Origin of the sequence: Pseudoxanthomonas sp. LjRoot143 (assembly GCF_964252945.1) — a bacterium.
Taxonomy (GTDB): domain Bacteria; phylum Pseudomonadota; class Gammaproteobacteria; order Xanthomonadales; family Xanthomonadaceae; genus Pseudoxanthomonas_A.
On record NZ_CAXUPM020000001.1, the window covers coordinates 3,081,520 to 3,100,684 of the forward strand.

Consider the following 19,165-nt stretch of genomic DNA (forward strand, 5'->3'; position numbering starts at 1 on the left):
CCAATCATTGATCTTCAAGCGAGAGCGACGCCGGCCTTTCCAGCCAGCCACCCGCGCCATCCGGCACTAGTTCGACAAGTTCGACGCCATCTTCGCGGACCGAGGTCACCCGGCCGTCGCTCTGGCCCAGGTAGTTCCCCGGACGTACCCGGTAGGTGACCTTGTCGGGTCCCATCACCAGTGCCACCAGACCTGCCCCCTTTCCGATCGTACCGACCATGTCCAGGCTGTCCAGCGGGTACTGCTCCAGTGTTTCCTTGCGCCGGTTCGGATCGGGCCGCAGCCCACCCGTATCGGCGTTGCTCCAGGCGTTGCTGAAGGGGTCGCGCAGCGTCTGCGCGGCGTACTCGAAGGTCTCGAACTGCTGCATCACCGGCAACGGCTCGAGTGGCGGCGCGGGGCGCGCACGCACGTCCTCCACCCACTTCTCGAGATTGGGCGCGTCGCCCGGGGTGCTGCTGATTCCTCGCGCGCAGCCCGATGTCGCGACCACCGCGGCGAGAATCATCCAATGCCAGTTGCTGCGCATCACGGGGCTCCTCCCGATGCGGGGGCATTATTCTTGCGGGCCGCCTTGGCCGCCTCGGCCGCAGCGGCCTCCTGCTCGGCCACCTCGGTTTCATCGAGGTAACGGTACGTCTTGACCGTGCCCGACAGCTCGAGCGCGCCACGGTTGACGCCGCCTTTGCCTTCCTTCGGCTGCAGCGAGATGTCGTGCATGGTCAGGATGACCACGCGCGGCAGGGACGCGACGCCACTGACGAAGGCCCCGAACTGGTGGTAGTTGCCCACCATGCGCAGCTGGATCGGCTTCTCGGCGTAGAACTCCTTCAGCGTTTCCGGCTGCGGCTGGAACAACTCGTTGGTCAGGCCGCTCGATAGCGCCGTCTGCGAGATATCGATGATCAGATCCGGCATCTCGGTCTTGCTGGGCAGCTGCCGCAGCATCTGCTGCAGCACCTGTTCCATCTGTGCGAGCTGCTGCTTCAGGGGTTCAAGGTTCGCGGCCTTGGCCTGCTCTTTCTCGAAGTCCTGGCGCAGGCGGACTTCCTCCTGCTCCAGCGAATCCAGGGTCTGCGTCTTCCCCCTGACGACAAGGAAGTACGACAGCGCCAGGATGAAGATCGCCAGCACTACGCAAAAGCCTGCCTTGGCGTTCTGCGGCCACGCGCCGATGTTGTTGATGTCCAGGTTCTTGAGCGATGTCTTCTGGCTCATGAGTTGCTCCCGGAGGCCGGAGTGGGGCTGCTGGGTGGCGTCGCGGGGGCGGGTGCCGCAGGTGCCGGGGCAGCGGGTTGGCCCTCCAGCGGTGCCGCCGGCGGTGCGCTCGGATCGGCGGGCGCGGTACCGGCGGCCGTTTCGGCCTCCTGTTCCGCGGTCGGGTTCGCCAGCCTGACCTGCAGCGTGAACACGTACGGCAGCGCACTACCCGCACCGGTATTGGTCAGCGTTTTGACCTCTTCCGGCTTGGCTTCGATGATCGACAGCTCGGGCTTGGTCATCCAGCCCGACGTCTCGAGATTGCGCATGTAGGCACTGACGCGGGCGTTGGACTGCGCGCGACCCTGCAACGTCAGCACCTCGCCTTCCTGCTTGATGTTGGCCAGCATCACGCCATCGGGGATGGTGCGGACCAGCGAGTCGAACAGGTGGACCATCTGCGAGCGGTTGGCCTGCAGCTTCTCGATGACGTCCTTGCGTGCCAGCAGGCGACGCTTCTGCTCGTCCAGCTTTTCGATTTCCTTGTTCTGCGCCTGGACCTTGGCGATCTCGTCCTTGAGGAAATCGTTGCGCTCGGTCTGGCCAGCGACCTGACGGTCGTAGTGGAACCAGAGCAGGAAGGACAGCAGCAGGCCGGCGATCGCCGCCGCGCCCAGCATGACGTAGAACTCACGCTGGCGTTGCGCACGGCGTTCGGTGCGCCAAGGGAGTAGGTTGATTCTTGCCATCAGTCGAAGCTCCTCAAAGCCAGGCCGGTGGCGATCATCAGCGCGGGGGCATCCTGCGCCAGCGCGTGCGCCTGCACGCGGGGGCCGAGGGTCATCTGCGCGAGGGGGTTGGCGACGACGGTGGGCACGCCCAGCTGCTCTTCCACCATTTCGGGCAGGCCGGGCAACGCGGCACAGCCACCGGCGAGCACGATCTGGTCGACGCGGTTGAACTCGCTGCCAGCGTAGAAGAACTGCAGCAGGCGACTGATCTGCTGGACCGTGGCTTCCTTGAACGGCTCCAGCACTTCGATTTCGTAGCTTTCGGGCAGGCCGCCCTGGCGCTTGGCCAGCCCGGCTTCCTCATAAGTCAGGCCGTAGCGACGCATCACCTCGTCGGTGAGCTGCTTGCCGCCGAACACCTGTTCGCGGCTGTAGAGGCTGCGGCCCCGGCGCAGGACATTGAGCGTGGTCATGGTGGCGCCGATGTCGACCAGCGCGACCACGCCATCCTGCGGGATCGGCAGGTCGGTGGCCATCAGGGCGAAGGCGTTCTCGACGGCGAACGCTTCCACGTCCATGACCTTGGCGGTCAGTCCGCCGAGCTCCAGCGCGGACTGGCGCAGCTCCACGTTCTCCGAGCGCGACGCAGCGAGGAGTACCTGCACCATCTCCGGGTTGTTGGGCATGGGGCCCAGCACCTCGAAGTCGATGTTCACTTCCTCGATGGGATACGGGATGTAGTTGACGGCCTCGAGCTCGACCTGGGCTTCCAGGTCGCTTTCGTCGAGGTCGGCAGGCATCGGGATGATCTTGGTGATCACCGCCGAACCGGCCACGGCGGCAGCGGCGTGCTTCGCCTTGCTGCCCGCCCGGTTGACCGCGCGGCGGATGGCCTCGCCGACGGCCTCGACCTCGACGATGTTCTTCTCGACCACGGCATTCGGCGGCAGCGGCTCGACAGCGTAGTGTTCAACCCGGTAACGGTTGCCCACGCGCGACAGCTGCAGCAGTTTCACCGCAGTCGAACTGATGTCGACGCCGATCAGCGGCGACTGGCTTTTTGGGATTAGCCCCACGGTCTTTCCCCTTCCGACGGGCACTGGACGCACAACGTGCGCCGACATTAATAACCAACTTTTTACGCTTGGCAACCGCCGATGACGTGGCTGTGCGGCTTGTCACGTTTCACGAGGGTTGTGCCCCAAGTCCCTGTTCCCCTTGGAATCACCTGTGGCGATCCCGGCGGTCATCTATACTCTGCCGCTACGAATTCTGCAATCGGAAAGCACTGGATGTCCCGGTTCCGTCGTCTTCTCCGTTGGACCCTCATCACGTTCCTGATACTTGCCCTGGCCGGCGCTATCGGCCTGGGGGTTCTGTACTACACGGTCTCGGCCAAGGTCCCGGACGTCCAGTCCCTGCGGAACGTCGAACTGCAGGAACCCCTCTATATCTACGCCAGCGACGGCCGCCTGATGGGCCTGTACGGCGAGATCCGCCGCTATCCGGTGCAGATCGACAAGGTCCCGGCCCGGGTCAAGCAGGCCTTCGTGGCGGCCGAGGACAGCAAGTTCTACGAGCACAACGGCATCGATCCCACCGGCATCGCCCGCGCCGTCTGGCAGATCGTCAGCCGCAAGGAAGGTCGCGTGGCCGGCGGCAGCACGATCACCCAGCAGGTCGCCCGGCAGTGGTTCCTCAGCTCCGAGTACAGCTACACGCGCAAGCTGGTCGAGATGATGCTGGCGATGCGCATCGAGAACATGCTGACCAAGGACGAGATCCTGGAGCTGTACCTCAACAAGAGCTTCTTCGGGAACCGGTCCTACGGCGTGGCCGCCGCGGCCGAGTACTACTACGGCAAGACGCTGGACCAGCTGACCCTGGCGGAGACCGCCACGCTGGTCAGCGCACTCAAGTTCCCCTCCAGCGGCAACCCGATCAGCAACCCCGGCCGCAACCAGCAACGCAGCGCCTATGTCGTGGAGCGGATGCGCGAGGACGGCTACGTCACCGCCGCCGAGGCCGCGCAGGCCAAGGCCGAGCCGATGCACGCCAAGCCGCACGAGCGGCCGATCGAGGTCTACGCCCCCTACGTGGCCGAAATGGTGCGCCAGGAGATGATCGCGCGCTTCGGGCCGGAGGCGCTGACCAAGGGCTACCACGTCACCACCACGCTGGACGCGGTGGCGCAGGGCGCCGCCAACGACGCCGTTCGCGATGGCCTGGGACTGTATGACCACCGCCACGGCTGGAACGGGGTCGAGCAGCATTTCGACGTCGCGGCCGACGCGGATGCCAAGGCATTGGCCGTCCACCTGCGGGCGATTCCCGCACAGAACGGCCTGCTGCCGGTCATCGTGGCACGTGTCGCGGACGACGGTAGTGCGACGGTGGTGCTGGCCGACGGCAAGGAGGTCGTTCTGCCGGTCAGCGCGAGCAAGTGGACCGGACGCTCGCCGGCCAAGCTGCTCAAGCGCGGCGACCTGACCCGTATCAAGGCAGGCAAGGAAGAAGGCAGCTACGTGATCGACCAGATTCCGCGCGCGCAGGCGGCGCTGGTCTCGCTCGACGCGAACAACGGCGCGGTGCGAGCACTGGTCGGCGGCTACAGCTTCGCCGGCAACAAGTTCAATCGCGCCACGCAGGCACGCCGCCAACCCGGCTCCAGCTTCAAGCCGTTCCTGTACGCCGCCTCGTTCGAGAAGGGGTTCAACCCGGCGTCGATCGTGCTGGATGCGCCTGTCGTGTTCCGCGACCGTCGCGGCCACATGTGGCGTCCGCAGAACGACGGCGGCGGCTTCCGCGGCCCGATGCGCCTGCGCGAAGCGCTGGTGCAGTCGCGCAACCTCGTGTCGGTACGCCTGCTCGACGGCATCGGCGTGCCGTTCGCGCGCACCTACATCAGCCAGTTCGGCTTCGAGGAGGCGGAACTGCCGCCCAACCTGTCGATGTCGCTGGGTACGGCCTCGCTGACGCCACTGTCGGTCGCCCGCGGCTACGCCGTGTTCGCCAACGGCGGTTCGCGCGTGACGCCCTGGTTCATCGACCAGGTGAAGGATCGCGAAGGCAACGTGGTGTTCAAGGAGAATCCTGCCGTCGCCTGCCGCGGCTGCGGCGCGGGACAGCACGGTACCGGCACGCCGGCCTCGCAGGTGGTGGACGGATTCAACTTCGGCCCCGCCGAAGCCGCCAAGCCGGCGACCGCCTCGGCGCCGAAGGCCAAGGCCGAAGAGAAGCCGGCCGATCCGAATGCCGTGACGGCGCCGCGCGCCATCGACGAGCGTACCGCTTACCAGATGGTGTCGATGATGCGCGACGTGGTCCAGCGCGGCACGGGTACGGCCGCCAAGGTACTGGGCCGCGAGGACGTCGGCGGCAAGACCGGCTCGACCAACGACCACCGCGATGCCTGGTTCGGCGGATTCGGCGGCACCTACGCCACGGTCGTGTGGGTCGGTCGCGACAACTTCCAGTCGCTGGGCTACCGCGAGTACGGCGGCAAGGCGGCCCTGCCGATCTGGATCGACTACATGCGCGCCGCATTGAAGGACACGCCGGTCGCGCAGAACGATCCGCCCGAAGGCATGGTGCAGGCCACGCTCAACGGTGTGACCGAATGGGTCAAGGTCGAGGACATGGAACGCATCCAGGACTACGACCTCTACGGACCCGAGGACGCGGTGCCCGACGAGGAAGCGTTCGACATCTTCTGATCGCGGTCTCGCGATCAAGCTCCCATGACGGTGCCCCGGCGCCGTCATGGACACGTCGACAGCATGGTGTACATTCGCGGTCAGTTTCGACGCGGAGGCCTGCCATGCACCACGCCCGCCAACATGCCGAAACGCGCACCCGCGAACGCCGCCAGCGGCTGGCTCACGAAGCCGCGCGGCTGATGGCCGAAGGCGGCATCCGCGACTTCCACCAGGCCAAGCTCAAGGCCGCCAGCCGGCTGGGCATCCACGACGACGCGTCCCTTCCGCGCAACCGCGAGATCGAGGATGCGCTGCGCGAGTACCAGCGCCTGTTCGCCGGCGAGGCGCACACGACCGGCCTGCGGCAGCGGCGCGAGGCCGCACTGCGTGCGATGGAGTTCCTGTCGGCCTTCTCGCCACGGCTCGTCGGTCCCGTGCTGGAGGGTACAGCCGACGCCAACACGCCGGTTCACCTGCATGTCCACAGCGACGATCCGGACGCCGTCACCCGGTGGCTGGAAGACCACCATGTGCCGGCCGAATCGCGCGAGCGCCGGCTGCGTATCGACCGCGAGCGCGTGGCCGACGTGCCGGTCTGGGTGTTCAGCGCCGAGGAACTGAGCTTCGACCTGACCGTGCTGCCGCACGATGCCCTGCGTCAGGCGCCGCTCTCCAGCATCGACGAGAAGCCGATGAAGCGGGCCTCCGCCCCCCAGCTCCGTCAGTTGCTTGCCGAGGAAGACATCGCAGGCTACGAGCTGGACGTTGCGCGCCGCTGAAGCAGCGCCTTACGCCTTCACGCACCGGATCTCGCTGGCCACCTTGTAGCGGCCATATCGCAGCAGGGCCTGCGTGAAGGCCTCCAGCCCTGCATCGTCCTCGCAGGCCAGCACCACCTGATAGCAACCCTCGCCGGCGATCTTGCTGGCGCTTGCCACGTCCGCCTGCGACTGCAGGAACGCTTCGAAGGCATCGAACTGCGGCGTATCCATGAACACCGTGATGAAGTAGCGGCGCAGATCGCCACGCAGCACCGTGAAGCCACGGATCGTGCCGTCGTCGACCATCTGCTGCACCCGCGTGGCGACAGCCTGCCCGGTGAGGTGCACTTGGCGGCCCAGGGCCTGCCAGGTGATGCGCGCATCCCGCGCCAGGCAGGCCAGGATGCTCCGATCCATCTTGTCCAGGGACATGTCTTTCGATCCTCAAGGAAAAAGGCGCGGCTTCTTGCAGCCTGCAATTATCGCCGGTGCACCCCATCACTACGATGAGGCAATCCCATCCGCTGCAAGGTATCCCATGACCACCGCCCTGCTCGTCATCGACGTACAGAACGACTACTTCCCGAATGGCGAACTTCCGCTCTGGAACGTCGACGCCACCCTCGACGCCATCGTCGCCGCCATCGGGCGAGCCCGCTCGCGTGGCGAGCCCGTCATCCTGGTCCAGCACGTGGCCGCGTCGGCGGACAGCAGCCTGTTCCGCGCCGGAACCCACGGCGTCGAGATCCATCCGCGCATACACGAAGTGGCATCCGACGCCCCGGTCATCGTGAAACGGTACGCCGACAGCTTCCACCAGACCGGGCTGACCGATCTGCTGTCCGACCTCGGCGTCAACCGCCTGCGGATCGCCGGCATGATGACGCAGAACTGCGTGGTGTTCACCGCGCTCTCGCCAGCCGCGGACCGCTACCAGGTGAGCGTCCTGTCGGACTGCACGACCACCACCGATGGCGCGATCCACGGTTTCGCCCTGCATGCCCTGACGACACGCGTCGACGTGCAGCCTGACGCCTGACGGCACAACGGAAAAGGCCCCTTGCGGGGCCTTTTCTTCTTGCTGCTTGCGATATCAGCGCTTGTCGTTCGGCGCGTAGTCGCGCGGCGCGTAACCGGTGTAGATCTGGCGCGGACGACCGATCTTGGCTTCCGGGTCGACCTGCTGCTCCAGCCAGTGCGAGACCCAGCCGGCAGTGCGACCGATCGCGAACATGACGGTGAACATCTCGGTCGGGATCTTCAGCGCCTTGTAGATGATGCCGCTGTAGAAATCGACGTTCGGGTAGAGCTTGCGCTGGATGAAGTACTCGTCCTTCAGCGCCGCCTCTTCCAGCCGCATCGCCACTTCCAGCAGCGGATCGTCGACGCCCAGTTCGCCCAGCACCTTGTGGGTCATCTCGCGGATGATCTTGGCGCGCGGATCGAAGTTCTTGTAGACGCGATGGCCGAAGCCCATCAGGCGGAAGCCCGATTCCTTGTCCTTGGCCTTGGCGACGGCCGACGCGACATTCTTCGCATCGCCGATCTCTTCCAGCATCTTCAGCACGGCTTCGTTGGCGCCGCCGTGCGCGGGACCCCACAGCGCGGTGATGCCGGCGGCGACGGACGCATACGGGTTTGCGCCGGTCGAACCGACCAGGCGCACCGTCGAGGTCGACGCGTTCTGCTCGTGGTCGGCGTGCAGGATGAACAGCAGGTCCAGCGCCTTGGCGACGACCGGGTTCAGCTCCAGCGGCTCGCTCGGCACCTCGAACATCATGTGCAGGAAGCGGTCGACGTAGTCGAGGTTGTTGCGCGGATAGCGGATCGGCCAACCGATCGAATAACGGTACGCGGCGGCGGCCAGGGTCGGCATCTTCGCCAGCAGGCGGATGGCGGCCAGACGGCGCTGCTCGGGATCTTCCAGGTCCAGCGTATCGTGGTAGAACGCCGACAGCGAGGCGACCGTGCCGGCCAGCATGGCCATCGGATGCGCGTCGTAGTGGAAGCCGTGCAGGAAGTTCTTCAGCGACTCATGCATCATCGTGTGATGCGTGACCTCGTGCTCGAACTTGGCGAACTCGGCCGGCGTCGGCAGTTCGCCGTTCATCAGCAGGTACGAGACTTCCAGGAAGTTCGAGTGCTGGGCCAGCTGTTCGATCGGGTAGCCGCGGTACAGCAGGACGCCGTTGTCGCCATCGATGTAGGTGATGGCCGACTTGCAGCTGGCCGTGGCGGTGAAACCGGAGTCGTAGGTGAAGAGACCCGTTTCCTTGGTCAGCTTCGAAATATCGACGCAATCGTTGCCAAGCGTGGGTTTCAGGACTGGCAGGACGACGGATTTGTCGCCCGCATTCAGCGTGACCTGGTCAAGTTCGGACACAGTGTGCGCTCCTTCGTGGGGTAACACCGGCCAGAGGTCCGGACGGCGCGTGACGGGAGTCCAGGGAATGACCCTTGGATGCGTCGAATTATCGCACACGGCATTTGGAGCCGTCGCTCGATACCGTACCAACGTCAGACCAAAGACTAAGGCCGGGACCGCAACCGCGCGTTCCGGCAAGCGCACGATCGGATGCGCACAAACGCGAACGGCCGCGCACAAGGCGCGGCCGCAGGCGGATCAGACGAACGACGGTTCGATCAGCGCGCGTAGCGCTTCTGGAACTTGTCGATACGGCCGCTGGTATCGATGACCTTGTGCTTGCCCGTGTAGAACGGGTGCGAGGCCGAGGAGATTTCGACCTTGATCAGCGGGTACTCGTTGCCGTCTTCCCACTTCGTCGTTTCCTTGCTGCCCAGCGTGGAGCGCGTCAGGAACTTGAAATCGGAGGTCACGTCGTGGAAGACGACTTCGCGGTAATTCGGGTGGATGTCGGCCTTCATGGCGGGAACACCGTGTAGCGGGGAATGGAAGAGCGGCATTGTAGACCGCCCTGCCCGTCCCGCGCAACCCGCCCCTCAACCGGCGGCCAGCGCGGCCTCGATCAGGGCCTCGAAACGGGCCTGGTCATAGCGCAGCAGGATGTTGGCCCTGTCCGGCCGCCCCCCTTCCCGGCGCCAGTCCACGACCGAGGCGCCCCGGGCGTGGGCGCCTTGAAGTTCGATCGCGAGCGGGCGCTCCGCCAGTTCCAGTGCGCCCTCCGGCGCCAGTGCGAAGGCCATGGCCAAGGCATCGGCGGCGAACCAGTGGTCGCCCCGGCGGTCGGCGGACCATGACCGGGTCTTTTCGGAGATGCGATCGTAGAAGCGGGCACGGTCCGAATCGGCCCGCAACCAGCCCGCCACGCGCTCATGGTGCAGGCCATGGGCGATGGTGGCTTCCCAGTCGGCCAGGTCGTAGCGGTCGAAGGCCTCGAGCACCAGGTGTGCGGCTTCCGGATCGAAGTAGAAATTGAACTCGGCCGCCGGCGTGATGTTGCCGTGGCAGGTGACCGCGCCGCCCATCACCACCAGACGCGCGATCCGCTGCGGCAGCGTCGGGTCCAGCTTGAGCGCAAGCGCGACATTGGTCAGCGGCCCGAGCGCGACCAGCACCAGGCGGCCGGCATGCGCGTGCGACAGCCGCAGGAGCGCCAGCGCCGCGTGCTCCGCGTCCGCCTGGCGCGCGGCCGGCGGAAAGCCGACGTCACCGAAGCCGTCCTGGCCGTGCACGTAACCCGCGTCCGGCGAGGGATGCAGCAGCGGCGCCGGTGCGCCAGCGAACACGGGAACGTCGTCGCGGCCTGCCACCTCGCACAACTTCAGCGCGTTGCGCACGGTGTGCTGCAGGCCGACGTTACCGGCTGCGATGGTCAGGCCGACGATATCGTGGCGTGCATCGTTAAACGCCATCAACAGAGCGAGCGCATCGTCAACGCCCGGATCGGTGTCGATCAGCAGGGGAATCCTGTCCGTCATCTTCTTCTCTTCGTCTTCTCGGCCGCCGAGTCTCGCACCGCTGGCGGCCCCATGGAAGCGCAGGGCGCTCCAGGGCAGAGAGCGTTATGCGGACGCGTATCGCGCTGCGCCGCCCACCCAGCGATGGATCACGCGATCCGCCGCTGCGGGATCGTCGGCGAGCAACCGTTCCGCCAATGCATGCACTTGCGGCAGAAGACCGGCGTCGCGCGCCAGGTCGGCGACCCGGAACGCCGCCAGACCGGTCTGCCGCGTGCCCAGCAGCTCGCCGGGGCCACGCAACTCCAGGTCCTTCTCGGCGATGACGAAGCCATCGTTGGTCTCGCGCATCGTCGCCAGCCGATGTTTGGCCATCATCGACAACGGCGGCTGGTACATCAGCACGCAGGTCGACGCGGTGGCGCCGCGGCCGACGCGGCCGCGCAGCTGGTGCAGCTGCGCAAGGCCCAGTCGCTCCGCGTTCTCGATGATCATCAGCGAGGCGTTGGGCACGTCCACGCCGACTTCGATCACCGTGGTCGCGACCAGCAGGTCGACGTCGCCCTGCTTGAAGCGGCGCATCGTGGCCTGCTTGTCGGCTGCCTTCATCCGGCCGTGCACCAGCGCGATGCGGGCATCGGGCAACGAGGCAGACAGGGCTTCGAACGTGGTCTGCGCGGCCTGCGCCACGACCTCGTCGCTGTCGTCGATCAGCGTACAGACCCAGTACGCCTGTCGGCCTTCCGCGCAGGCGGTGCGGATCCGCTCGACCAGCTCCGGCCGTCGCTCGGCGCTCAGCGCGACGGTCTGCACGGGGGTACGCCCAGGTGGCAGCTCGTCGATGGCGGACACATCCAGGTCCGCATACGCCGCCATCGCCAGCGTGCGTGGAATGGGTGTCGCCGTCATCACGAGCTGGTGCGGGACGCGGTTCTTGCCCGCCCCCTTGTCGCGCAACGCCAGGCGCTGGTGCACGCCGAACCGGTGCTGTTCGTCGACGATGGCCAGGCCAAGGTCGTGGAAGGTCACCGCTTCCTGCATCAGCGCATGGGTACCCACCACCACTTGGGCCTCGCCCGACGCCACCTGTGCCAGCACCGTGGCGCGCGCCTTGCCGGTGACCTTGCCCGCCAACCAGGCGACGCGCACGCCCAGCGGCTCCAGCCAGGCGCGCAGGTTGGCCAGGTGCTGCTCCGCCAGCAATTCGGTGGGCGCGGCGAGCGCCACCTGTTTGCCGGCTTCGACCGCCAGCATGCCCGCCAGTGCGGCCACCACGGTCTTGCCGGTGCCAACGTCGCCCTGCACCAGCCGCAACATCGGCGAGGGTTTGCCGATGTCCTCGCGGATCTGCGCGAACACGCGCTGCTGCGCCCCCGTCAGCGTGAACGGCAGCGCCTTGACCAGCGCCTTGACCAGCGTGCCCTTGCCCTTCAGCGCCGGCGCGCCATGCTGCTGCAGCGCCAGCCGTTGGCGACGGAGACTGAGGTGATGGGCCAGCAGTTCCTCGATCGCCAGTCGACGTTGTGCGGGATGCGTGCCCAGCGACAGCGCTGCAACGTCGGCATTGCGCGGCGGCCGATGCATGGTCAGCAGCGCCTGTCGCAGCGAGGGCAGCTGCAGACCGTCCAGCAGGGCGGCAGGCAACAGCTCCAGGCTGTCGTTGTCGGGCAAGCGCTCCAAGGCCTGGCCGATCAGCTTGCGGATGCTCGCCGGACCGAGGCCTTCCACCGCCGGGTATACCGGATCCAGTGCATCCCCCAGCGCGGCGTCATCGTCATCCCCCAGCACGCGATAGCTGGGATGGACGATTTCCAGTCCGTGCTGTCCCGGCTTGGGCGTGCCGTAGCAGCGGATACGCGCGCCCACCGCGAACTGCGCGACCTGCGCGGCGCGGAAATGGAAGAAGCGCAACACCAGCGTGCCGCGGGACTCGTCGCCGACCGCCACCCGCAGCACCGGCCGGTAACGGAAACCGCGCTCGACCGCCTCGACGCGCCCCTCGATCTGCGCCGGCACGCCCGGCTGCAGCAACCGGATCGGCGTGATCGCGGTGCGGTCCTCGTAGCGGAGCGGCAGGTGCAACCACAGGTCCTGCATCGTCAGCAGACCGCGGGCCGCCAGCTTCTCCGCCACGCGTGGACCGACGCCCGGCAGGCGACTCAGGGGTTCGGAGGAAAGATCGATGGACGGCGTGTCGCGACGTGCGGGCATGGCGCAAGGATGCCGGGAACGCCGCCAAACAAAAACCCCGGCACCTCACGATGCCGGGGCCCACGTCCGTCACGTCGCCGTGCGGATCAGAACTTCACGGCCACTTCCATGCCGTAGGTCCGCGGCTCGGTGATGGTGGCGCCGACCAGGCCGAGCGGGCCACGCCCGTAGGTGTTCAAGCCTTTCACATACTGGTTGTCGAACACGTTGTTGCCATAGACCGCCCAGCTCCAATGCCCTTGCGGCGCGGTCCAGCCGATGCGCAGGTCGGTGCGATCACGCGCTTCACCGATGTCCAGCAGCGCGTTGACGCCGCAATCGCCCTGCAGGTCCGAGCCGGCGTTGCAGCGGCTGCGTCCACGGTAGGCATGCCGCGCCGAGAAGCGCAGTTCGCCATGTCCGGCCAAGTCGACCTTGTAGGCCGCGCCCATCGATGCGCTGAAACGCGGTTCGCCGGTCGGCTCGCCGTCGAGGTCCACGCCTTCCGGCGTCACGTAGTCCTTGTACTTGGAATCGATCCACTCGGCCTGCGCATCCAGGGTGAAGCCGTCGGTCACCTTCCAGCGCAGGTCGACGTCGATGCCGGTGGCTTCCAGATCGCCGGTATCGAACACGAAGCGCGGGATGTCGACGGGATTGTTCGGGTCGGGATCGATCAGCCGCACGGACTGCCGGTTGTCGTACCGGTAGTGGAACAGCGACGCATTCCAGGCGAAACGACCGAACGATTGCTTGATGCCGGCTTCGAGGTTCCAGACGTCCTCGTTCTCGAACGCCGGCCCGATCTGCAGCGCATTGAAGCCGCCGGCCTTGTAACCCTTGGCCAACGAGCCGAACACCATGGTCCTGTCGTCCAGATGGTAATCCACGACGAAACGCGGACTGACGTCGCTCCAGCTGCGCTTGTCGCGCACCAGCACGCCCTTGTTGACCATCGCCGGCGGATCGATGAAGGCCATGTCGAACGTCAACAGCTCGCGCGTGATGGGAATGCCCATCTGACCCAGCGCGGCGAAGAAGCCCAGCGATTCCAGCAGTGCCAGCTTGGCCTCGAGTTCCGGCGCATTGCGCGGCGTGTTGAGCCAGGTGAAGTCCTTCTCGTCGCGCGTATAGCGCAGGCCGAAGGTCAGGTTGAGTTTGTCGGTCGCGCGCCAGATGACGTCGCCGAACGCCGCATACGCCGTGGTCGACAACGTGTTGTTGAAGCGCTCGTTCCAGCGGTCGCCCACCAGCGACACCGGAATGCCGTTCATCTGCGCCAGCAGCGAGGTGAATCCGAACAGGCTGCCGTCCGGCGTGGGCGCGATGCCGAGGTTGCGCACGATGTTGTCCACCGCTTCGGTATTGGTGTTCACCTCGCTGGTCTGGCGCGCGTCTTCCTTGAAGAAGCTGGCGCCGGCCACCCAGTCCAGCCGCGCATTGCTGCCGGCGAACTTGAACTCCTGGTAGAAAGTCTCGTTGCTCTCGGTGTTGACCGAGTCGATGTACAGGTCGGCGCGGTTGGTGCCGTCCTCCTCGGTCTGGTTCATCGAGTCGTACTCGCGCCACGACGAGGTCGAGGTCAGGTTCCCCCAGGTGAAGGCGTGGTCGACGATCAGGGTGACGCCATCGAACGTGCGCCACTCGGCGTTCTCGGCGTCGCTGTAGGTCGGGACCTTGCGCGGATCCAGGTAGTCGTCCGGATCCACCGGCACCGGCGGCCGTTGCGGATACGCCGGCAGCGGCACGATGCCGGTGGTGACGCGACCGTTCTGGTCCAGGCTTTCATGGTCCCAGCTCAGCAGCGCGGTGGTGTTGTCGCCGATGCGCAACTGCCATGCCGCGCGCGCAGCCCACACGTTCTCGCCGCCCAGGTCCTTGCCTGTGGCGCCATCCTGGAACCAGCCGTCGCTGTGGTTGAACAGCGCGTTGATGCGGAAGGCGGAGACGTCGCTGACCGGGATGTTCCACATCGCATCGACATACTGTTTGCCGTAGTTGCCGAGCCGCAGGCGCAGCCTCGCCTCGGTCTCGTCCTGCGGGCGCCGCGTCACCAGCGAGATCGCACCGGCCGCGGTGTTGCGGCCGAACAGCGTGCCCTGCGGCCCCTTCAACACCTCGATGCGCTCGACGTCGAGGAACGGCAGCAGCACGCCGCCGCCACGCCCCCCGTACACGCCGTCGACGAAGATGCCGACCGCCGGGTCGGTGCCGATGCCGAAGTCGTTGGTTTCCACGCCACGCAACCGGAACGAGGGCTGGGTCGGCTGGGCGGCATCCACCACCAGGCCCGGCACGAAGGCATCGATGTCGCCCAGGTTCTCCGCCGCGACGTCATCGAGCAGTTGCTGGTCGACGACCTGCAGCGCGATCGGCACGTCCTGCAGTTCCTGCTGGCGGCTCTGCGCGGTGACGGTGATGGTGTCGAGGTTGGTGGCCTGCTGCTCGCCCTCGGGCGTCGCCTGCGCCCACGCCGTTCCGCTCGCTCCCAACACCACGCAACTGCCGAACAGCGCGCGCCGAAGCCCCACGACCAGATTCCGTTGCATCACTCTCATCACGCCCTCCCGGAAGCGTTGTGCGGAAACCGGCCTCAGGTGGCCGGCGGTGATTCACTGCCTGTGCCTGCCGTATCGCAACTGCCGGCCTGCGCATCGATCCATGCCCGGATCAGCGCGACCCCTTCCCGATGGACGACCGAGCGCCCCAGCTCCGGCATCATGATCGCGGGGTCGTCGCTGTCCAACCGGTAATCGAAGATGGAATCGGCCGCATGCCCCGGCACGATGTCGTAGCGCCGGTTGCCCGTGCCCTTGCCTGCCGCGATCGGTTGCTTGCAGAAGCCCAGCTTCAGCCGGTCCTGCGTGTGCGCGTCCAGCCACAGGCCCGAGGTGATCGCCGGACCCGTGGCGCTGTGGCAATGGCCGCAGTTGACGTCCAGATAGGCGCGCGCGCGCGCGTCGAGCGGCGCCTGGGCGTCCATGGCGTCGGCCAGCCGTGGCGGCGACGCGGGCACGCCGGCCAGGTAACCGATACGCACCAGATGCGCCAGCTGGTTCTCCCTGCCATCCGCATAGTCGAAGTCGCGGTTCATGTGCCGCGCCTTCGGTCCGATCGGCAGCAGCTTGCGCGACTTGTTGTCGGTGATGTGGCAGCCGCCGCACTGGTTCTGGTCGGGCACCTGGTAGTCGGCCGCCTCGCGCCCGCCCTCGGCATCGACGAGTTCGAGCGGGACCAGTTCACCGGTACGCTTCAGCGTCGCCGCTGTCTGCGCGTCGTTCCACACGTACGGCAGCGCCACCCACCCGTCCGCCCGATGCACGAGCAGGCGCGTTTCGATCAGCCGCACCTTGGCCAGGTCCAGCGCCTCGCCTTCCAACGGCGATTGCGAAGGCGGTGTGCGTGCGACTGATTTGCCGTCCCGGACCTGCCCGGCCGGCAGCGGGTAGTAGAACGTCTTGCTGAGGATGGTGCCGACAGGGAAGTCGAAGCTCTGCTCCGCCTGGTACGTCGCCGATGTGCCCGCCGGCATCCACACGGTGCGCAGCTTGTGCGCGTAGTCGCTGAACAACGGTGTGTTGAGATCGTACGGCACCACGCCTTCGTTGAGGCGCAGATGCCCATCGTCGATCCGCAGCACGCCCCACTCGTCCAGTGTCGCCGGCTGGCCTTCGGCGAAGAAATGCACCTTCGGCGCCTGCGTGCACGCGGGCAGCGCCATGCACGCCACCAGGGCGACGAGCCGCATCACCACGCGATACCGCATGCGCGACGGCCTCAACCGCGCTTCAGGTCGACCGCGGGCAGGCGCGGCAGTTCGCAGTCATGGATCTTCGCGTCCTTGTTCGGATTCTTGTAGCCGCCCGGGCCGTCGGCGTTGACCACGCCGTTGACGTCTCGGAGGCAGATCTGCGGCCCCACCTTCTTCCCGTCCACCACCCGGTCCTTGTTGAAGTAGCCGTCCCACAGCACGTCGGGGAAGTTGCCGCGCAGCCCGTAGGTGGCCACCTTCAGCGCCTTCAGGTCGAAGCCGTCCGGCGAGTCGCCGCCGCCGGACAGGGTGTTGCCGTGGATGTGGATGCGCTCCGGGTACGGATCGAAGTTCGGCGACGCGCTGCTGTCCTTGTAGCCGGTGGAATAGACGCTGGAGACGATGATGTTGGCGGTCGCGTTGTCGCGGATCTCGTTGCCGAACACTTCGATGTCGTCGTTCGAGTTGATCACGATGCCCGACCCCGCCGGCACGCTGGCCACTGGCGTGCCCTTGGCGCCGAAGTTCTCGTGGTTGTTGGCGATCACCTTGTTGGCATACACGCGGATGTTGCCGCCCTGCTGCGACAGGCCTGGCATGTTGAAGACGAGGATGCCGCCGGTGTTGCCGGTCGCCACGTTCTCGTAGACATCGGCGTTGATGGTGTTCTCGATCTCGATACCGGCCACATTCTGTTCGGCGCGGCTGCGGCGCACGATCACGCCGTCCGACTGGCCCACGTAGATGCCGGCATCGGACGCGCCGATCGACACGGTGTCCTCGATCAGCACGTTCTTGGTCAATACCGGGTAGATGCCGTAGGCGCCGTTCTTCGTGCTCGGCCCGCCGGTCCATTGGACCTTCACGCCACGGATCGTGATGTTCGACGACTCGCTGATCTTCAGGCCGTCGCCCTTGGAGTCCTCGATGGTGAGGTTCTCGATGGTGAAGTCGTCGCCGTTGACCAGCAGGCCCTCGGCGCCGGCCTTCTGCCCCTTGAAGCTCAGCACGCTCTTGTCCATGCCGGCCCCGCGGATCGTCACGCCGTCCGCGCGCAGGCTGAGGCTGCGGTCGAAGCTGTGGCGGCCGGCCGGGATGTCGATGACGTCACCCGGCTTGGCGTCCAGCAGGCGCTCCTGCAGGCTGGCGGCGAAGCCGGCGTCGGCCGCCGGCGCGCTGGCGGTTTCGGGCGCCTTGGGCTGGCATGCGGCCGCCACGAGCGCCAGGGCGCCTACCACTGCCACGGAAATGGTGCGCTGCATGAGTCTCCCCTCCCATACGCCTGCGTAGTGCCCGCAGTCTGGTGCGCCGGCCCATGTGACACGGAGGGCGGGAGCGGCATACTACGGGGGGCAAAGCGGACAAGCTGGAGGCCCCCGATGCGTTGGAAAACCGGACTGGGCAATCGCCTTTCGATCGCCAACCTGCCCACCAACATGCTGTGCGGCCTGGTGCTGCTGGCCGGCGAATTCGGCGTGAACGCCGAAGGCTGGTTCGCCGGCATGCGCATGAACGTGCAGGAGATCCACGATCCCCTGGCGCGCGTCTCCTACCGCCAGGCCAGCGAGATCATCCGCCGTGCCCTGCCGACGCTGCCGATCGACGGCGTGGGCCTGGCCATGGGCGAGAAGCAGAACGGCGGCAACTTCGGCCTGCTGGGCCTGGCGATGAAGACCGCGCCCACGTTCGGCGACGCCGTGCAGATCGGCCTGGAGTACCAGCGCAACCTCGGTCCACTGATGGACCTCGACATGCAGGACCGCGACGACGGTAGCCTGGCGGTGGTCGCGACGGCACCGGAAGAAGCCGCCGACCTGCTGCCGTTCCTGTGCGAGGAGATGTTCGCCAGCACGCTGATGCTGGCGCGCGAACTGGCAGGTCCGGAGTTCCATCCGGTGCGCCTCGAGTTGGGCTATCCGGCGCCGCGCTACGCCGCGCGCTACGCCGACCTATTCGGCTGCGAGGTGCGTTTCGACCAGCCGCAGCATGCGATGGTGGTGGACCGGCGCTGGCTGGAGCTGCCGTTCGCCAGCTACAACCCGGTGACCTCGCGGCAGGCGCTGGCCCTGTGCCGCGCGCAACTCACGGCGATGTCGCTGCGCGGTGAGACCACCGCCGCGGTCGAGCGCCAGCTGCGGCCGCGCCTGCGCGACAACCCGCAGATGACGGATGTCGCCATGGCACTGCACCTGAGCGAACGCACGCTGCGCCGCCAGCTCGCCGAGGAAGGCACCAGCTTCAGTGCCGTGCACGATCGCGTGCGCACCGAGCGTGCGCTCGAACTCCTTCAGGACGCGGAAATGACCATCGCCAGCGTCGGCAGCCAGATCGGCTTCAACGACGTGCGCGAGTTCCGCCGTGCGTTCAAGCGCTGGACCGGGCATACGCCGAGCGAAACCCGACGCACGCCCTCGTAGAGCGGCGCTTGCTCCGCTGCTCTTCGTTCCCGCACCAACGTATCGGACGGCGTGCGGCGCCGAGCAAGCTCGGCGCTACGGGGACCCGCGATCAGTCGAGCACCATCACCGCATCGACCTCGAAGGCGGCGCCCTTCGGCAGGCCGGAGACCTCGATCGTCGAGCGCGCGGGATACGGCGCGGCGAAGTAGTCCTGCATCACCGCATTGACGGCCGCGAACTGCGACAGGTCGGTCAGGTACAGGCCGAGGCGAACGATGCGGTCGAGCGAGCCGCCCGCCGCTTCCGCCACTGCCTTGAGGTTGTCGAAGGCGCGGCGCGCCTGCGCGGTGATGTCGCCATCCACCAGGTTGCCGGTGGCCGGATCCAGCGGGATCTGTCCGGAGAAGTACACCGTGTTGCCGGCACGCACGGCCTGCGAATAGGGTCCGATGGCGGCGGGCGCCTGCTCGGTATGGATGATCTGCTTGGTCATGGGCGGGCTCCAGTAAGAACCCGTGATTCTACGTAGGGCGGGCCCAGGCCCGCCATCGCGGGC

17 protein-coding genes are annotated in these 19,165 nt (G+C 66.8%); 4 read left to right on the forward strand and 13 right to left on the reverse strand.

What is annotated here, in order from left to right; genetic code table 11:
* Window positions 1-4 precede the first annotated feature (4 nt).
* The 4 genes from ACSQ1W_RS14915 to ACSQ1W_RS14930 are packed head-to-tail and all read right to left on the reverse strand — an operon-like array spanning window position 5 to window position 3,007.
* Window positions 5-529 carry a pilus assembly protein PilP gene (locus tag ACSQ1W_RS14915; protein ID WP_192273041.1) on the reverse strand — a complete coding sequence of 175 codons (525 nt, stop codon included), beginning with the start codon at window positions 527-529 and terminating at the stop codon, window positions 5-7.
* Window positions 529-1,218: a type 4a pilus biogenesis protein PilO gene (locus ACSQ1W_RS14920; RefSeq protein WP_436044438.1), complete on the reverse strand. Its 690-nt coding sequence runs from the start codon at window positions 1,216-1,218 to the stop codon at window positions 529-531. Before ACSQ1W_RS14920 ends, ACSQ1W_RS14915 begins: the two co-directional genes overlap by 1 nt.
* The gene (locus ACSQ1W_RS14925; protein ID WP_436044439.1) at window positions 1,215-1,949 is read right to left on the reverse strand and encodes a PilN domain-containing protein; all 735 of its coding nucleotides are present in this window, start codon (window positions 1,947-1,949) and stop codon (window positions 1,215-1,217) included. Before ACSQ1W_RS14925 ends, ACSQ1W_RS14920 begins: the two co-directional genes overlap by 4 nt.
* Window positions 1,949-3,007 carry a pilus assembly protein PilM gene (locus ACSQ1W_RS14930; protein ID WP_162336766.1) on the reverse strand — a complete coding sequence of 353 codons (1,059 nt, stop codon included), beginning with the start codon at window positions 3,005-3,007 and terminating at the stop codon, window positions 1,949-1,951. Before ACSQ1W_RS14930 ends, ACSQ1W_RS14925 begins: the two co-directional genes overlap by 1 nt.
* 216 nt (window positions 3,008-3,223) lie before the next feature.
* Here ACSQ1W_RS14930 and ACSQ1W_RS14935 point away from each other — a divergent pair, with 216 nt between their 5' ends.
* Together ACSQ1W_RS14935 and ACSQ1W_RS14940 are read left to right on the forward strand one after the other, a co-directional pair.
* On the forward strand, window positions 3,224-5,647 hold the full coding sequence (locus ACSQ1W_RS14935) for a penicillin-binding protein 1A (protein ID WP_436044440.1): 2,424 nt from the start codon (window positions 3,224-3,226) through the stop codon (window positions 5,645-5,647).
* A gap of 104 nt (window positions 5,648-5,751) precedes the next feature.
* Window positions 5,752-6,408, forward strand: coding sequence for a hypothetical protein (locus ACSQ1W_RS14940; RefSeq protein WP_436044442.1), 657 nt, complete (start codon window positions 5,752-5,754; stop codon window positions 6,406-6,408).
* 9 nt (window positions 6,409-6,417) lie between these two features.
* On the opposite strand, the gene ACSQ1W_RS14945 is transcribed toward ACSQ1W_RS14940, so the two are convergent.
* The gene (locus ACSQ1W_RS14945; RefSeq protein ID WP_436044443.1) at window positions 6,418-6,822 is read right to left on the reverse strand and encodes an Lrp/AsnC family transcriptional regulator; all 405 of its coding nucleotides are present in this window, start codon (window positions 6,820-6,822) and stop codon (window positions 6,418-6,420) included.
* Between the two features lie 106 nt (window positions 6,823-6,928).
* Here ACSQ1W_RS14945 and ACSQ1W_RS14950 point away from each other — a divergent pair, with 106 nt between their 5' ends.
* On the forward strand, window positions 6,929-7,429 hold the full coding sequence (locus ACSQ1W_RS14950) for a cysteine hydrolase family protein (RefSeq protein ID WP_436044444.1): 501 nt from the start codon (window positions 6,929-6,931) through the stop codon (window positions 7,427-7,429).
* Window positions 7,430-7,483: 54 nt separating this feature from the next.
* On the opposite strand, the gene ACSQ1W_RS14955 is transcribed toward ACSQ1W_RS14950, so the two are convergent.
* From ACSQ1W_RS14955 to ACSQ1W_RS14985, 7 genes are all read right to left on the reverse strand, one after another.
* A complete protein-coding gene (locus tag ACSQ1W_RS14955; protein ID WP_192273062.1) occupies window positions 7,484-8,773 on the reverse strand; it encodes a citrate synthase in 1,290 nt (429 codons plus the stop codon).
* A 260-nt stretch (window positions 8,774-9,033) separates the two neighbouring features.
* Entirely contained in the window at window positions 9,034-9,276 is a 243-nt protein-coding gene (locus ACSQ1W_RS14960) for a type B 50S ribosomal protein L31 (protein ID WP_162336762.1), read from the reverse strand.
* 75 nt (window positions 9,277-9,351) lie between these two features.
* Window positions 9,352-10,290 (reverse strand): nucleoside hydrolase, encoded by a 939-nt coding sequence (locus ACSQ1W_RS14965; protein ID WP_436044445.1) that lies wholly within the window; start codon window positions 10,288-10,290, stop codon window positions 9,352-9,354.
* 84 nt (window positions 10,291-10,374) lie between these two features.
* Window positions 10,375-12,480: an ATP-dependent DNA helicase RecG gene (recG, locus tag ACSQ1W_RS14970; protein WP_436044446.1), complete on the reverse strand. Its 2,106-nt coding sequence runs from the start codon at window positions 12,478-12,480 to the stop codon at window positions 10,375-10,377.
* 86 nt (window positions 12,481-12,566) lie between these two features.
* The gene (locus ACSQ1W_RS14975) at window positions 12,567-15,017 is read right to left on the reverse strand and encodes a TonB-dependent receptor (protein WP_436044447.1); all 2,451 of its coding nucleotides are present in this window, start codon (window positions 15,015-15,017) and stop codon (window positions 12,567-12,569) included.
* A 35-nt stretch (window positions 15,018-15,052) separates the two neighbouring features.
* Window positions 15,053-16,225, reverse strand: a complete 1,173-nt coding sequence (locus tag ACSQ1W_RS14980) for an SO2930 family diheme c-type cytochrome (RefSeq protein WP_436044448.1) — start codon at window positions 16,223-16,225, stop codon at window positions 15,053-15,055.
* 11 nt (window positions 16,226-16,236) lie between these two features.
* On the reverse strand, window positions 16,237-17,472 hold the full coding sequence (locus tag ACSQ1W_RS14985; RefSeq protein WP_436044449.1) for a parallel beta-helix domain-containing protein: 1,236 nt from the start codon (window positions 17,470-17,472) through the stop codon (window positions 16,237-16,239).
* A 117-nt stretch (window positions 17,473-17,589) separates the two neighbouring features.
* Here ACSQ1W_RS14985 and ACSQ1W_RS14990 point away from each other — a divergent pair, with 117 nt between their 5' ends.
* Window positions 17,590-18,627 carry an AraC family transcriptional regulator gene (locus ACSQ1W_RS14990; protein ID WP_225589515.1) on the forward strand — a complete coding sequence of 346 codons (1,038 nt, stop codon included), beginning with the start codon at window positions 17,590-17,592 and terminating at the stop codon, window positions 18,625-18,627.
* A gap of 91 nt (window positions 18,628-18,718) precedes the next feature.
* Here the strand turns inward: ACSQ1W_RS14990 and ACSQ1W_RS14995 are convergent, their stop codons facing one another.
* A complete protein-coding gene (locus ACSQ1W_RS14995; RefSeq protein ID WP_436044450.1) occupies window positions 18,719-19,102 on the reverse strand; it encodes a RidA family protein in 384 nt (127 codons plus the stop codon).
* Between the last annotated feature and the right edge of the window lie 63 nt (window positions 19,103-19,165).

Excerpts from the sequence above, each read along its gene's own strand:
- ACSQ1W_RS14915 (WP_192273041.1), bottom strand. The coding sequence starts at position 529 with ATGCGCAGCAACTGGCATTGGATGATTCTCGCCGCGGTGGTCGCGACA.
- ACSQ1W_RS14920 (WP_436044438.1), bottom strand. The coding sequence starts at position 1,218 with ATGAGCCAGAAGACATCGCTCAAGAACCTGGACATCAACAACATCGGC.
- ACSQ1W_RS14925 (WP_436044439.1), bottom strand. The coding sequence starts at position 1,949 with ATGGCAAGAATCAACCTACTCCCTTGGCGCACCGAACGCCGTGCGCAA.
- ACSQ1W_RS14935 (WP_436044440.1), top strand. The coding sequence starts at position 3,224 with ATGTCCCGGTTCCGTCGTCTTCTCCGTTGGACCCTCATCACGTTCCTG.
- ACSQ1W_RS14940 (WP_436044442.1), top strand. The coding sequence starts at position 5,752 with ATGCACCACGCCCGCCAACATGCCGAAACGCGCACCCGCGAACGCCGC.
- ACSQ1W_RS14945 (WP_436044443.1), bottom strand. The coding sequence starts at position 6,822 with ATGTCCCTGGACAAGATGGATCGGAGCATCCTGGCCTGCCTGGCGCGG.
- ACSQ1W_RS14950 (WP_436044444.1), top strand. The coding sequence starts at position 6,929 with ATGACCACCGCCCTGCTCGTCATCGACGTACAGAACGACTACTTCCCG.
- ACSQ1W_RS14960 (WP_162336762.1), bottom strand. The coding sequence starts at position 9,276 with ATGAAGGCCGACATCCACCCGAATTACCGCGAAGTCGTCTTCCACGAC.
- ACSQ1W_RS14965 (WP_436044445.1), bottom strand. The coding sequence starts at position 10,290 with ATGACGGACAGGATTCCCCTGCTGATCGACACCGATCCGGGCGTTGAC.
- recG (WP_436044446.1), bottom strand. The coding sequence starts at position 12,480 with ATGCCCGCACGTCGCGACACGCCGTCCATCGATCTTTCCTCCGAACCC.
- ACSQ1W_RS14975 (WP_436044447.1), bottom strand. The coding sequence starts at position 15,017 with ATGAGAGTGATGCAACGGAATCTGGTCGTGGGGCTTCGGCGCGCGCTG.
- ACSQ1W_RS14980 (WP_436044448.1), bottom strand. The coding sequence starts at position 16,225 with ATGCGGTATCGCGTGGTGATGCGGCTCGTCGCCCTGGTGGCGTGCATG.
- ACSQ1W_RS14985 (WP_436044449.1), bottom strand. The coding sequence starts at position 17,472 with ATGCAGCGCACCATTTCCGTGGCAGTGGTAGGCGCCCTGGCGCTCGTG.
- ACSQ1W_RS14990 (WP_225589515.1), top strand. The coding sequence starts at position 17,590 with ATGCGTTGGAAAACCGGACTGGGCAATCGCCTTTCGATCGCCAACCTG.
- ACSQ1W_RS14995 (WP_436044450.1), bottom strand. The coding sequence starts at position 19,102 with ATGACCAAGCAGATCATCCATACCGAGCAGGCGCCCGCCGCCATCGGA.